The 13,602-nt window shown below is 68.0% G+C and carries 10 protein-coding genes; all 10 read left to right on the top strand.

The annotated features are described in order from the left end of the window. The first annotated feature begins 101 nt into the window (after positions 1 to 101). The 10 genes from ACGHC0_RS05090 to mlaE all read left to right on the top strand — a co-directional run bounded on the left by ACGHC0_RS05090 (position 102) and on the right by mlaE (position 13,566). Entirely contained in the window at positions 102 to 680 is a 579-nt protein-coding gene (locus tag ACGHC0_RS05090) for a DUF1415 domain-containing protein (protein WP_368355582.1), read from the top strand. Next, the gene (locus tag ACGHC0_RS05095; RefSeq protein WP_368354272.1) at positions 677 to 1,639 is read left to right on the top strand and encodes a class I SAM-dependent methyltransferase; all 963 of its coding nucleotides are present in this window, start codon (positions 677 to 679) and stop codon (positions 1,637 to 1,639) included. The genes ACGHC0_RS05090 and ACGHC0_RS05095 overlap by 4 nt, the downstream gene beginning before the upstream one ends. 186 nt (positions 1,640 to 1,825) lie before the next feature. Next, positions 1,826 to 2,530 (top strand): transposase, encoded by a 705-nt coding sequence (locus ACGHC0_RS05100; protein ID WP_415267598.1) that lies wholly within the window; start codon positions 1,826 to 1,828, stop codon positions 2,528 to 2,530. 169 nt (positions 2,531 to 2,699) lie between these two features. Next, positions 2,700 to 7,442, top strand: a complete 4,743-nt coding sequence (locus ACGHC0_RS05105) for a glutamate synthase-related protein (RefSeq protein ID WP_415267599.1) — start codon at positions 2,700 to 2,702, stop codon at positions 7,440 to 7,442. Between the two features lie 57 nt (positions 7,443 to 7,499). Next, a complete protein-coding gene (locus tag ACGHC0_RS05110) occupies positions 7,500 to 8,978 on the top strand; it encodes a glutamate synthase subunit beta (RefSeq protein WP_368354275.1) in 1,479 nt (492 codons plus the stop codon). Between the two features lie 351 nt (positions 8,979 to 9,329). Continuing rightward, a complete protein-coding gene (locus ACGHC0_RS05115; RefSeq protein WP_415267600.1) occupies positions 9,330 to 10,133 on the top strand; it encodes an amino acid ABC transporter substrate-binding protein in 804 nt (267 codons plus the stop codon). 194 nt (positions 10,134 to 10,327) lie between these two features. Further along, complete coding sequence (locus ACGHC0_RS05120) at positions 10,328 to 10,981, top strand: amino acid ABC transporter permease (RefSeq protein ID WP_013593447.1); 654 nt, start codon at positions 10,328 to 10,330, stop codon at positions 10,979 to 10,981. Continuing rightward, positions 10,962 to 11,753, top strand: coding sequence for an amino acid ABC transporter ATP-binding protein (locus tag ACGHC0_RS05125; protein WP_368354277.1), 792 nt, complete (start codon positions 10,962 to 10,964; stop codon positions 11,751 to 11,753). The genes ACGHC0_RS05120 and ACGHC0_RS05125 overlap by 20 nt, the downstream gene beginning before the upstream one ends. A gap of 209 nt (positions 11,754 to 11,962) precedes the next feature. Next, on the top strand, positions 11,963 to 12,787 hold the full coding sequence (locus ACGHC0_RS05130) for an ABC transporter ATP-binding protein (protein ID WP_415267601.1): 825 nt from the start codon (positions 11,963 to 11,965) through the stop codon (positions 12,785 to 12,787). Further along, positions 12,784 to 13,566, top strand: coding sequence for a lipid asymmetry maintenance ABC transporter permease subunit MlaE (gene mlaE, locus ACGHC0_RS05135; protein WP_368354279.1), 783 nt, complete (start codon positions 12,784 to 12,786; stop codon positions 13,564 to 13,566). The genes ACGHC0_RS05130 and mlaE overlap by 4 nt, the downstream gene beginning before the upstream one ends. The last annotated feature ends 36 nt before the right edge of the window (positions 13,567 to 13,602 follow it).

Consider the following 13,602-nt stretch of genomic DNA (forward strand, 5'->3'; position numbering starts at 1 on the left):
TCGATCTCCTGCCGATACACGCGCCAGCCTTGCCGAAAGACCCCATGACCGAATCCTCCGCCGACGCGGTGCCGCCATCCGACGCCGCGAGCGCATCCGCCATGCACCAGACCGTGATCGACGACATGGTCCGCTGGCTGGAGCGCGCGGTGATCGGACTGAACCTCTGCCCCTTCGCCAAGTCCGTGCACGTCAAGGGCCAGATCCACTACGTGGTGAGCGAGGCCGAGGACGCCCGTGCCCTCATCGAAGACCTGCAGCGCGAGCTGGAGGCCCTGGCCGAGGCCTCCCCCGAGCAGCGCGACACCACGCTGCTGGTGGCGCCGCGCTGCATGGAGGATTTCCTCGATTTCAACGATTTCCTCGGCCTGGCCGACGAACTCGTCGAAGCCATGGACCTGGGCGGCATCCTGCAGGTGGCGTCGTTCCATCCGCGCTTCCAGTTCGCAGGCACGGACGTGGACGACGTGGGCAACGCCACCAACCGGGCGCCGTATCCCACGCTGCACCTGCTGCGCGAAGAGAGCATCGACCGGGCCGTGGAGGCTTTCCCCGAGGCAGAAGCGATCTTCGAACGCAACATCGAGGTGCTCGAGGAACTGGGCGCGGACGGCTGGGCGGCGCTCGACGTCGGGCCGCGCTGCCCGGTGGCGCACGGTGGCGCCCGGAGCGGGGCATGAAGAAGACCGCACGGATGGCCGCGCAGGCACCGAAGGCCCCGGCGGCACGCGGCGGTGCAGGCGTGGGTGCGGACGCCCAGGTGCTGCAGGAGCTGCGCCCCGGCCAGTCCGTGGAACTGCTCAAGGAACTGCACATCCTCACGCGCGAAGGCCGGCTCAACCAGGATTCGCGCCGCAAGCTCAAGCAGGTGTACCACCTGTTCCAGTTCATCGAACCCCTGCTGCGCGAGTTCGCGCAGGACGGGCAGGCCCCCACGCTGGCGGACCACGGCGCGGGCAAGTCGTACCTGGGCTTCATCCTCTACGACCTGTTCTTTCGCGAACTGGGCCGGGGCCACATCTACGGCATCGAGACGCGTGCCGAGCTGGTGGAGCGCTCGCAGGCGCTGGCGCAGCGCCTGGGCTTCGACCGCATGTCGTTCCTGGCCCTGAGCGTGGCCGACTCCATGCAGGCCGATGCACTGCCTGCGCGCTTCGACGTGGTGACGGCGCTGCACGCCTGCGATACCGCCACGGATGACGCGATCGCCTTCGGGCTGGCCAAGCAGGCGCGCGCCATGGTGCTGGTGCCGTGCTGCCAGGCCGAGGTTGCGGCGTGCCTGCGGCAGAACAAGGCCCTGGCCCTGGCGCGTACACCCCTGGCCGAGCTGTGGCGCCATCCGCTGCACACGCGCGAGCTGGGCAGCCAGTTGACCAATGTGCTGCGCTGCCTGTACCTGGAAGCCAGTGGCTACCAGGTCACGGTGACGGAGCTGGTGGGCTGGGAGCACAGCATGAAGAACGAGCTGATCGTGGCGCGGCATACCGGCCAGCGCAAGCGCAGCGCGGCCGAGCGGCTGCGTGCGATCCTCGCCGAGTTCGGGCTGGAGCGGGACCTTGGGCCGCGGTTCGGCCTGGCGGCCGACGAAGGCGCCAACGTGGACGAGGGCAGGGCGGCTGCCCAGGACGTCTCGTCCTGAGCCGGGGCAACAGTCCGGAACGTTTTCCGGACGCGTTGTCCCGGATTCCTGTGCCCTGCGTGGGCCTGGTGCGGTCTCGACGCGGTACTGTGCCGCCCGTGGGCACTCCTCCCACGCTGCCGCGACAGGGCGGCCGTCCGCGGCGGGTCTAATATCGCGGCCCGACTGCTCCATCCGCGCCCGACCATGGCCCGCCTTCCCCGCCTGACCCTTCCAGGCTACCCGCACCACGTCATTCACCGGGGCAACAACCGGCAGACGGTCTTCGTGGACCGGCAGGACCGCGAGATGCTGCTCGAATCGCTCGCCGACCAGGCGCGTGCCTTCGACGTGGCGGTCCACGCCTACGTGCTCATGGACAACCACTTCCATCTGCTGGCCACGCCACGCACGGCCGAGGGCCTGCCGCTGCTGATGCAGGCCGTGGGCCGCCGCTACGTGCGCGCCTTCAACCAGCGCCACGGGCGCACGGGAACGCTGTGGGAAGGGCGCTACCGCTCCACCGTGCTCGATCCTGCGCGCTACCTGCTGGCCTGCATGGCCTATATCGACCTGAACCCGGTGCGCGCCGGCCTGGTGGCCGATCCCGCGGAGTACCCCTGGTCCAGCCATGCGCATGCTCTGGGCCTGCGGCCCGACCGGCTGGTGACGCCGCACGCGCTCTACTGGGCCTTGGGGAACACCCCTTTCGCGCGCGAGGCTGCCTATGGCGCGCTGGTGCACGCCGGACTCTCCGCGCAGGACTGCAAGCGCATTACCGATGCGACGCTGTCGGGATGGGCGCTCGGCGATGCGGAATTCGCCGCAGCGCTGCAGTCCCAGACGGCGCGCCGGGTGACAAAGGCGCAGGCAGGGCGCCCGCGCAAGCGCCTTCTGCCTCCCGAGGGCTGACCGCAGGCATGTGTATACCCCGTTTGCGAACTCTGATGTGTCCCTTATTAAATGTTGATGAATCGCATGGAAAGAATATTGCGTATCTGACCCTAATTTAAAATGCTTGCTCCGCATAACGTCATGCAATACGCTCGGGCTCCCCGCGATTTTTCTTGAGGAGTGCGCCATGACGACGGCCGCCGAAATCCAGCACCTGCAACAGCACGGTTTGTATGCATCCGCCAACGAGCACGATGCGTGCGGCCTCGGCTTCGTGGCCCACATCAAGGGCGAGAAGCGCCACGACATCGTCACCCAGGCGCTGAAGATCCTCGAGAACATCGACCACCGCGGCGCCGTGGGTGCCGACAAGCTGATGGGCGACGGTGCCGGCATCCTGATCCAGATCCCGGACGCGCTCTACCGCGAAGAGATGGCCCGCCAGGGCGTCACCCTGCCGCCCGCCGGCGAATACGGCGTGGGCATGATCTTCCTGCCCAAGGAGCACGCATCGCGCCTGGCCTGCGAGCAGGAGATGGAGCGCGCCATCAAGGCCGAGGGCCAGGTGCTGCTGGGCTGGCGCGACGTGCCGGTGAACGTCGAGATGCCGATGTCGCCCACCGTGCGCACCAAGGAGCCCATCCTGCGCCAGGTGTTCATCGGCCGCGGCAACGACGTGATCGTGCAGGATGCCCTGGAACGCAAGCTCTACGTGATCCGCAAGACGGCCAGCGCCGCCATCCAGAGCCTGAAGCTCAAGCACAGCAAGGAATACTACGTTCCCAGCATGTCCAGCCGCACCGTGGTCTACAAGGGCCTGCTGCTGGCCGACCAGGTGGGCACCTACTACCTCGACCTGCAGGACCCGCGCTGCGTCTCGGCCATCGGCCTCGTGCACCAGCGCTTCTCCACCAACACCTTCCCCGAGTGGCCGCTCGCCCACCCGTACCGCTACGTGGCGCACAACGGCGAGATCAACACCGTCAAGGGCAACTACAACTGGATGCGCGCCCGCGAAGGCGTGATGGCCTCGCCCGTGCTGGGCCCGGACCTGAAGAAGCTCTACCCGATCAGCTTCGCGGACCAGTCCGACACCGCCACGTTCGACAACTGCCTCGAACTGCTGACCATGGCCGGCTACCCGATCAGCCAGGCCGTGATGATGATGATCCCCGAGCCGTGGGAGCAGCACGCCACCATGGATGGCCGGCGCCGCGCCTTCTATGAATACCACGCCGCGATGATGGAGCCCTGGGACGGCCCGGCCTCCATCGTGTTCACCGACGGCCGCCAGATCGGCGCCACGCTGGACCGCAACGGCCTGCGCCCCTCGCGCTACTGCGTGACCGACGACGACATCGTGATCCTGGCCTCCGAGTCCGGCGTGCTGCCCGTGCCCGAGAACAAGATCGTGCGCAAGTGGCGCCTGCAGCCCGGCAAGATGCTCCTGATCGACCTGGAGCAGGGTCGCATGATCGACGACGACGAGCTCAAGGCCAACATCGTCAACACCAAGCCCTACAAGCAGTGGATCGAGAACCTGCGCATCAAGCTCGACAGCGTCGGCAGCGACGTGCCGGTCGCGCCGCTGCCGGCCGAGCTGCCGCTGCTGGACCGCCAGCAGGCCTTCGGCTACACGCAGGAGGACATCAAGTTCCTGATGGCCCCGATGGCGAAGAACGGGGAGGAGGGCATCGGCTCCATGGGCAACGACAGCCCGCTGGCCGTGCTCTCGGGCAAGAACAAGCCGCTCTACAACTACTTCAAGCAGCTCTTCGCGCAGGTGACCAACCCGCCGATCGACCCGATCCGCGAGGCGATCGTGATGTCGCTCGTGAGCTTCATCGGGCCGAAGCCCAACCTGCTGGACATCAACCAGGTCAACCCGCCGATGCGCCTCGAAGTGGGCCAGCCGGTGCTGGACTTCGCCGGCATGGCCAAGCTGCGCGACATCGAGCAGCACACGCAGGGCAAGTTCAAGAGCGCGGTGATCGACATCACCTACCCGCTGGCCTGGGGCCGCGAGGGCGTGGAGGCCAAGCTGGCCTCGCTGTGCGCGCAGGCCGTGGACGCGATCAAGGGCGGCGCCAACATCCTCATCATCAGCGACCGCGCCGTGAGCGCGACGCAGGTGGCGATCCCCGCGCTGCTGGCGCTGTCGGCCATCCACCAGCACCTGGTGCGCGAGGGCCTGCGCACCACGGCGGGCCTGGTGGTGGAAACCGGCACGGCGCGCGAGGTGCACCACTTCGCCGTGCTCGCGGGCTACGGCGCCGAGGCCGTGCACCCCTACCTGGCCATGGAGACGCTGGCCGACATGCACAAGGACATGTCCGGCGACCTGTCGCCGGAGAAGGCCATCTACAACTACGTGAAGGCGATCGGCAAGGGCCTGTCGAAGATCATGTCCAAGATGGGCGTGTCCACGTACATGAGCTACTGCGGCGCGCAGCTGTTCGAGGCCATCGGCCTGAACACCGACACCATCGCCAAGTACTTCACCGGCACGGCCAGCCGCGTGGAGGGCATCGGCGTGTTCGAGATCGCCGAAGAGGCCATCCGCATGCACAAGGCCGCGTTCGGCGACGACCCGGTGCTGGAAACCATGCTGGACGCGGGCGGCGAGTACGCCTGGCGTGCGCGCGGCGAGGAGCACATGTGGAGCCCTGACGCCATTGCCAAGCTGCAGCATTCCACGCGTGCCAACAACTGGAACACGTACAAGGAATACGCGCAGATCATCAACGACCAGAGCCGCCGCCACATGACGCTGCGCGGCCTGTTCGAGTTCAAGTTCGACCCGGCCAAGGCCATCCCCGTGGAGCAGGTCGAGCCGGCCAAGGAGATCGTCAAGCGCTTCGCCACCGGCGCGATGTCGCTGGGCTCCATCTCCACCGAGGCGCACGCCACGCTGGCCGTGGCGATGAACCGCATCGGCGGCAAGAGCAACACGGGCGAGGGCGGCGAGGATGCCGCGCGCTACCGGCAGGAGCTCAAGGGCATCCCGATCAGGCAGGGCGACACGCTCAAGACCGTGATCGGCGCCGCCAACGTCGAGGTGGACCTGCCGCTGCAGGACGGCGATTCGCTGCGCTCGCGCATCAAGCAGGTGGCTTCGGGCCGCTTCGGCGTCACGGCCGAATACCTGTCGTCGGCCGACCAGATCCAGATCAAGATGGCCCAGGGCGCCAAGCCCGGCGAGGGCGGCCAGCTGCCCGGCGGCAAGGTATCCGACTACATCGGCAAGCTGCGCCACAGCGTGCCGGGCGTGGGCCTGATCTCTCCGCCGCCGCACCATGACATCTACTCGATCGAAGACTTGGCGCAGCTGATCCACGACCTGAAGAACGTGGCGCCGCATGCCGACATCTCGGTCAAGCTGGTCTCCGAAGTGGGCGTGGGCACGATCGCGGCCGGCGTGGCCAAGTGCAAGAGCGACCACGTGGTGATCGCCGGCCATGACGGCGGCACGGGCGCCTCGCCGTGGTCGTCCATCAAGCACGCGGGCTCGCCCTGGGAGATCGGCCTGGCCGAGACCCAGCAGACCCTGGTGCTCAACCGGCTGCGCGGCCGCATCCGCGTGCAGGCCGACGGCCAGATGAAGACGGGCCGCGACGTCGCCATCGGCGCGCTGCTGGGCGCCGACGAGTTCGGCTTCGCCACCGCCCCGCTGGTGGTCGAGGGCTGCATCATGATGCGCAAGTGCCACCTGAACACCTGCCCGGTGGGCGTGGCCACGCAGGACCCGGTGCTGCGCCAGAAATTCTCGGGCAAGCCCGAGCACGTGGTCAACTACTTCTTCTTCGTCGCCGAGGAAGTGCGCCAGATCATGGCGCAGCTGGGCATCGCCAGGTTCGACGACCTGATCGGCCGCACCGACCTGCTCGACATGCGCGCCGGCATCGCGCACTGGAAGGCGCGCGGCCTCGATTTCGGCCGCCTGTTCGCCCAGCCGCAGGTGCCCGCCGACGTGCCGCGCTTCCACGTGGACACGCAGGACCACAACATCGGCAACACGCTGGACCGCAAGCTCATCGAGCGCAGCCGGCCCGCGATCGAGAAGGGCGAGCGCGTGCAGTTCATCGAGGTGGCGCGCAACGTGAACCGTTCCGTGGGCGCGATGCTCTCGGGCGCGGTGACGCGCGAGCACCCGGAAGGCCTGCCCGACGACACCATCCGCATCCAGCTCGAAGGCACGGGCGGCCAGTCGTTCGGCGCCTTCCTCACGCGCGGCATCACGCTCTACCTGATCGGCGACGCCAACGACTACACCGGCAAGGGCCTCTCGGGCGGCCGCGTGATCGTGCGCCCGAGCATCGACTTCCGCGGCGACACCACGCGCAACACCATCGTGGGCAACACGGTGATGTACGGTGCCACGACCGGCGAAGCCTTCTTCGGCGGCGTGGCGGGCGAGCGCTTCGCGGTGCGCCTTTCGGGCGCCTCCGCGGTGGTGGAGGGCACGGGCGACCACGGCTGCGAATACATGACGGGCGGCACGGTGGTGGTGCTCGGCAAGACGGGCCGCAACTTCGCGGCCGGCATGAGCGGCGGCGTGGCGTACGTCTATGACGAGGACGGCCTGTTCCACACGCGCTGCAACCTGTCGATGGTCACGCTGGACCGCATCCTGCCCTCCGACGAGCAGATGGCGACCACCCACGCCGGCATCTGGCACCGCGGCCAGACCGACGAGGCGCAGCTCAAGAAGATGCTGGAGGACCACAACCGCTGGACCGGCAGCAAGCGTGCGCGCGAGCTGCTCGACAACTGGGCGGCCTCGCGGGCGAAGTTCGTGAAGGTGTTCCCCACGGAGTACAAGCGCGCGCTGTCCGAGATCCACGAACGCAAGGCGCTGCAGGAGCCGCCCACCCCGCCGGTGGCCGCCCCCGAGCAGGAGAAGGCGCGCGCCGCGGTGCCGGCCAAGTAAGGCCGCACGCACCGACGACGCACTGCTTCGCACCCCACAACGACAGGACACGCAATCATGGGAAAGACCACCGGCTTCATGGAATACGAGCGCATCGAGGAGGGCTACAAGCCCGTCGCCGAGCGCCTGAAGCACTACAAGGAATTCGTCATCGGCCTCGACGAAGCGCAGGCCAAGCTGCAGGGCGCGCGCTGCATGGACTGCGGCACGCCGTTCTGCAACAACGGCTGCCCGGTCAACAACATCATTCCGGACTTCAACGATCTGGTCTACCAGCAGGACTGGAAGAGCGCCTGGGCCGTGCTGGACTCGACCAACAACTTCCCCGAGTTCACCGGCCGCATCTGCCCCGCGCCCTGCGAGGCCGCCTGCGTGCTGAACGTGAATGACGACCCGGTGGGCATCAAGTCCATCGAGCACGCCATCATCGACCGCGCCTGGGCCGAAGGCTGGGTGCAGCCGCGCCCGGCCAGGCACAAGACCGGCAAGAAGGTGGCCGTGGTGGGCTCCGGCCCCGCGGGCATGGCGGCCGCCCAGCAGCTCGCGCGTGCCGGCCACGACGTGACGCTCTTCGAGAAGAACGACCGCATCGGCGGCCTGCTGCGCTACGGCATTCCCGACTTCAAGATGGAGAAGTCGCACATCGACCGCCGCGCCGAGCAGATGAAGGCCGAAGGCGTGCAGATCCGTACCGGTGTCCTCGTCGGCGCGGCCAAGGACGGCCTGGGCAAGGGCTCCAAGGTCACCAACTGGGCCAAGGAAACGGTGACGCCCGAGCAACTGCAGCAGGAGTTCGATGCCGTGCTGCTGGCTGGCGGCGCAGAGCAGAGCCGCGACCTGCCCGTGCCGGGCCGCGAACTGGATGGCGTGCATTTCGCGATGGAATTCCTGCCCCAGCAGAACAAGGTGAACGCGGGCGACAAGCTCAAGGGCCAGCTGCGCGCCGACGGCAAGCACGTCATCGTGATCGGCGGCGGCGACACGGGCAGCGACTGCGTGGGCACGAGCAACCGCCACGGCGCCGCGAGCGTGACGCAGTTCGAGCTGATGCCCCAGCCGCCCGAGGTCGAGAACAGGCCCCTCACCTGGCCCTACTGGCCCTACAAGCTGCGCACCAGCTCCAGCCACGAAGAGGGCTGCGAGCGCGAGTTCGCCATCGCCACGAAGGAATTCATCGGCGAGAAGGGCAAGGTCACGGGCCTGAAGACCGTGCGCGTGGAGTGGAAGGACGGCAAGATGGTCGAGGTGGCCGGGTCCGAGCAGACGCTCAAGGCCGACCTCGTGCTGCTGGCCATGGGCTTCGTGAGCCCCGTGTCGCCGGTGCTGGAGGCCTTCGGCGTCGAGAAGGACGCGCGCGGCAACGCCCGCGCCACGACAGAGTTCACCGGTGGCTATGCGACCAACGTGCCCAAGGTGTTCGCGGCCGGCGACATGCGCCGCGGCCAGTCCCTGGTGGTGTGGGCCATCCGCGAAGGCCGCCAGGCCGCGCGGGCGGTGGACGAGTTCCTGATGGGTTACTCCGACCTGCCGCGCTGACGCGCAGCACCCGTGCCGGGCACCCGCCAATGGGCCGCCCGGCATGCCGACGGCGCCCCCGGGCGCCGTTTTTCATGGGGGAATGCGCGGGGTTTTGCTATCTTCTTGATGGCAATTCAAGCAGGTCCATCCGGGGCGTGTGCGCTTTTGTCCGCGCACACGGCAGCACAGGTTGCGCGCCGTGCAGGAGCCGATGCGAGCGATCGGGGACAATACGGGCTGGTTCCGTGCCGCCACGCGTGCCCGCCTGCCGTTCCGGTGCAGGCCCCGTGCGCTGTTGCCGGCCTGCCTTTCCCTTCACCCTTTTTCGCTCCATGCCGGCCTGCGGGCCGGCTTTTCGTTGCCATTGCCATGAAGAAGATCGCCGCCATCGCCCTGGTGTCCCTCGGTGCCCTGCTTGCCGCCTGCGGCAAGAACGACAGCGCCCAGCCGGTCGCCTCCACCCCCGCCACGCCCCCCGCCGCCGTCACGAAGATCGTGATCGGCCTGGACGACAACTTCCCGCCGATGGGCTTCCGCGACGACAAGAACCAGCTCGTGGGCTTCGACATCGACATGGCCCGCGAGGCCGCCAAGCGCATGGGCGTGGAGGTGGAGTTCAAGCCGATCGACTGGAGCGCCAAGGAGGCCGAACTGTCGGGCAAGCGCGTGGACGCGCTCTGGAACGGCCTCACGATCACCGAAGAGCGCAAGCAGAACATCGCCTTCACCGCGCCCTACATGGAGAACCACCAGATCGTCGTCGTGGCCGCCAGCTCCCCGATCAAGACCAAGGCCGACCTCGCCGGCAAGGTCGTCGGCGCGCAGGAGGGCAGCAGTGCCGTGGATGCGGTCAAGAAGGACGAAGCCGTCTTCAAGTCGTTCAAGGAATTCAAGACCTTCGGCGACAACGTGACCGCGCTCATGGACCTCTCCACCGGCCGCCTGGAAGCCGTGGTGGTGGACGAGGTGGTGGGCCGCTACTACGTCGCCAAGAAGCCGCAGGACTACGCCGTGCTGGACGAGCATTTCGGTACCGAGGAATACGGCGTGGGCGTGCGCAAGGACGACACCGCGCTGCAGGGCCGCCTCGACAAGGCGCTGGCCGACATGAAGCAGGACGGTGCCGCGGCCACGATCGCCACGCAGTGGTTTGGCAAGAACATCATTAAATAACGGCGTTCATCCCCCTGAGGCGCTGCGCGCCTTCCCCCTTCTCTCGCATCGCTGCGCGATGCGGGAAGGGGGACGCAGCCGGCGCGGCGGGGCGGCCCTTGCGCGGCTGCTGCTGGTATCGGGCCGCGCCGGTTGCATGCGCCTTGGGCGGTGCCGGACGCTGCACTGCCGACAACAGATTCCGTAGCAGATAGATGGATTACGTTCTTTCACTTCTGGGGCCGCTGGCGCAGGGCGCGACGGTCACGCTGAAGCTTTTCGCGATCACGCTGGTGCTGGCGGTGCCGCTGGGGCTGGCGCTGGCGCTGGCGCGGGTGTCGCGCTGGGGGCTGCTGTCGGGGCTGGTCAACGGCTACATCTGGCTGATGCGCGGCACGCCGCTGATGCTGCAGATGCTGTTCATCTATTTCGCGCTGCCGTTCGTGCCGGTGATCGGCGTGCGGCTGCCGGATTTCCCCGCGGCGGTGGTGGCGTTCGCGCTGAACTACGCGGCGTATTTCGCGGAGATCTTCCGCGCCGGCATCCAGTCGATCGACCGCGGCCAGTACGAGGCCGCCAAGGTGCTGGGCATGACGTACGGGCAGACCATGCGGCGCATCGTGCTGCCGCAGATGGTGCGCCGCATCCTGCCACCCATGAGCAACGAGACCATCACGCTGGTCAAGGACACCTCGCTCATCTACGTGCTGGCCCTGAACGACCTGCTGCGCGCCGCGCGCGGCATCGTGCAGCGCGATTTCACGACCACGCCCTTCCTCGTGGCCGCCGCCTTCTATCTCGTGATGACCCTGGTGCTGACCTGGGGCTTCCAGCGCCTGGAGCGACGCTATGCCCGCCATGACGCCTGATCTCTCTGCCGCCGTGCCCATGATCGAGGCGCGGGGCCTGCACAAGGCCTTCGGCGGCCTGCCGGTGCTGCGGGACGTGTCGCTCACGCTCGGCCGCGGCGAGACCGTGGCCGTGATCGGCCCCTCGGGCTCGGGCAAGAGCACCTTCCTGCGCTGCCTGAACCACCTGGAGACCATCGACCGCGGCCACATCGCCATCGAAGGCGACACGCTCGCGACCACCGATGCCGCCGGCCACTGCCGCTACGTGCCCGATGCCGAGGTGCGCCGCATCGGCCGCCGCATGGGCATGGTGTTCCAGTCGTTCAACCTGTTCCCGCACCTCACCGTGCTGGAGAACGTCATCGAGGCGCCCATGGTGGTCAAGGGCGTGGCCCGGCAGGCCGCCGTGCCGCCCGCGCAGGCGCTGCTGGCCAAGGTCGGGCTGCTGGAGAAGCAGGACAGCTATCCCGGCCGGCTCTCGGGCGGGCAGAAGCAGCGCGTGGCCATCGCCCGCGCGCTGGCCATGGAGCCGGACATCCTGCTGTTCGACGAGCCCACCTCGGCGCTCGATCCGGAACTGACCGGCGAGGTGCTGCGCACCATGCGCGCGCTGGCCCAGGAGCGCATGACCATGCTGGTGGTCACGCACGAGATGGGGTTCGCGCGCGAGGTGGCCCACCGCGTGGTCTTCATGGACCAGGGAGAGATCATCGAAGCCGCGCCGTCGGCGGAGTTCTTTGCGAATCCGCGACATGCGCGAACCCAGGCATTCCTTCGCAGCATGCTGTGAAAGGGCTTGCCGGCGGCGGGAGAATATGGCTTCGTGGCGCTTTTTTTGCTCGTCACATATGAAAAGTATGCTTCGAAAAAAGTAGCAGAGAACTGACGGACGTTTCAGCAAACATGCATGCATGTATGTTTGCGTTACCATCGCTCGCATCGCCCACGTCCGCAGCCGCGACAATTACGTCCCCAACCGATACTTCCAACGCCCTCCGCATGTCCGAAACCCCCCTGGTCGAACTGCGCAACGTCACGTTCTCGTATGGCGAGCGCCCGATCCTGCGCGATGTCTCGCTGCGCATTCCGCGCGGCAAGGTGACCGCGCTCATGGGCGCCTCCGGCGGGGGCAAGACCACGGTGCTGCGCCTCATCGGCGGCCAGCATCTCGCGCAGCAGGGCGAGGTCCTGGTGAACGGCCAGGACGTGGCGCGCATGGATGCCCAGCAGCTCTACGCCGCGCGCCGCCGCATGGGCATGCTGTTCCAGTTCGGGGCGCTCTTCACCGACATGAGCGTGTTCGAGAACGTGGCCTTCCCGCTGCGCGAGCACACCGACCTGTCCGAGGCGCTGGTGCGCGACATCGTGCTCATGAAACTGCAGGCCGTGGGCCTGCGGGGCGCACGCGATCTCATGCCCAGCCAGATCTCGGGCGGCATGGCACGGCGCGTGGCGCTGGCGCGGGCCGTCGCGCTCGACCCGGAACTGATCCTCTACGACGAACCCTTCGCCGGGCTCGATCCCATCTCGCTCGGCACGGCCGCCCAACTGATCCGGCAGCTCAACGACGCCATGGGCCTGACCACGCTGGTCGTGTCCCACGACGTGGAGGAGACCTTCCGCGTGGCCGACCACGTGGTCATCCTCGGGCCGGGCGTGGTCGCCGCGCAGGGCTCGCCCGACGAGGTGCGCGCCAGCACCGATCCGCTGGTGCACCAGTTCGTGCATGCACTGCCCACCGGGCCGGTGCCGTTCCATTACCCCGGTCCTTCCGTGGCCGACGATTTCGGGCCGCTGGCCGGCCCGGGCGGAGGCGAGCGATGAGCTGGTGGAAACCTTCCGACGTCGGCTTCGCCACGCGCAGCCTGCTGGCGGACATGGGCCGCGCGGCGCGGCTGTTCGTGCGCTTGGCCGGCCTGATCGGCCCGACGCTGCAGCGCTTCGGGCTGGTGCGCGACCAGTTGCACTTCCTGGGCAACTATTCGCTGTCCATCATTTCCGTATCGGGCCTGTTCGTGGGCTTCGTGCTGGGCCTGCAGGGCTACTACACGCTGCAGCGCTACGGCTCCGCGCAGGCGCTGGGGCTGCTCGTGGCGCTGTCGCTGGTGCGCGAGCTCGGCCCCGTCGTCTCCGCGCTGCTGTTCGCGGGCCGCGCGGGTACCTCGCTCACGGCGGAGATCGGCCTGATGCGCGCGGGCGAGCAGCTCTCGGCCATGGAAATGATGGCCGTGGACCCGGTGCGCCGTATCCTGGCCCCGCGCTTCTGGGCCGGGGTGATCGCCATGCCGCTGCTGGCCGCGGTGTTCAGCGCGGTGGGCGTGATCGGCGGCTGGATCGTCGGCGTGGTCATGCTCGGCGTGGACAGCGGCGCCTTCTGGGGCCAGATGCAGAGCGGGGTGGACGTGTGGGCGGACGTGGGCAACGGCGTGCTCAAGAGCTTCGTCTTCGGCGTCACGGTCACCTTCATCGCGTTGCTGCAGGGCTACATCGCCAAGCCCACGCCCGAGGGCGTGTCCCGTGCCACCACCCGCACCGTGGTGATGGCCTCGCTCACGGTGCTGGGGCTGGATTTCCTGCTCACGGCCTGGATGTTCAGCATCTGACGCGGCCGGCGTCCAAGAACCCTTCAGAGAGAAAAA

Source organism: Acidovorax sacchari (genome assembly GCF_042847045.1).
GTDB lineage: Bacteria > Pseudomonadota > Gammaproteobacteria > Burkholderiales > Burkholderiaceae_C > Paracidovorax > Paracidovorax sacchari.